Genomic DNA, 990 nt, shown 5'->3' on the forward strand with positions numbered 1-990 from the left:
TTCCTAATCGATCTCCGGCGATCACTGCAACGAGGACAGGTCAGTCGAGAAACGGCAGGACGACGAGCGTGCCGGGATCGAGGTTGTGGCGGATGCAGACATCCTGTGCCAGCGTGAAATACCGTTCCGCCTCGTCCATGTCGTCATGCTCAAGGCTGAGTGTCGCCAAGCCATCATAGCACGGAAACAGCAGTTGCGGTTCATCAATTTCCTTCGCAACCTCAAGGGCTTCTTCGTAATACTTACGAGCTAGCTTCGGTTGCCCGTGGCACTGATGAATCTGGCCCAGCACGATCAGCGGCACGGAAAGATGGTCGCGCTGATCGAGCGCCCGGTCGATTTCGACGGCCTTCTCCGCCGCTGGTACACCCTCGGCGGCGCAGCGATCGGTGAAGGTACAGCATGCGACTGCGAGGTTGGCGAGAAGGCGCGCCTGGAAGCCGAGATCGCCTATACGGGTCGCAACCTCCAGACCGCGCCGGCAGATTCTGATGGCGTTGGCAGGATCGACAATCGTGTAGAGAACGCCGAGATTGGAATAGGCGCGACAGGCGGCACTTTGCAGATCGGCCTTTTCGGCAACGGAGAGGCTGCGCTCCACTTCCTGTACGGCCTCGCGGCGACGTCCGAGCCGCGCAAAGGCCGCACCCTTGGTATTCAGCGCCTCCGCCATCGCTCGCGCCGTCTCCCGTCCGGCCTCGGTCGTCCCGTCGATCGGCAGCGTTTGCAGGCATTGCAGCGCCTGCGTCGCCCACTCTGCGGCAGCGGACTGATCCCCCATGCGGAAGGCCAGATGGCCGCGCTCCTGCAGGACATGCGCACGTTCGACCGGCGCATCGATCGTTGCGATCATCGCTTCGGCTTCGGCCAAATATGCCTCCGCTTGATCGCGGCGTCCTGCATCAAGATGCAAACGGCCGATCTTGCGCAATATCCTCGCCGCAGCGATAGGATCGTCTTTGGTGCGGTGGATCGCCAGCGCTCGCTGAT

General features: G+C 62.0%; 1 protein-coding gene. It reads right to left on the bottom strand.

The annotated features are described in order from the left end of the window. Positions 1 to 40: 40 nt before the first annotated feature. Positions 41 to 990 (bottom strand): tetratricopeptide repeat protein (locus FY112_RS37280; RefSeq protein ID WP_246700575.1); only part of this gene is annotated, 950 nt, incomplete at its 5' end.

This window comes from Rhizobium sp. PEPV16 (genome assembly GCF_008919455.1).
GTDB classification, from domain to species: domain Bacteria; phylum Pseudomonadota; class Alphaproteobacteria; order Rhizobiales; family Rhizobiaceae; genus Rhizobium; species Rhizobium leguminosarum_Q.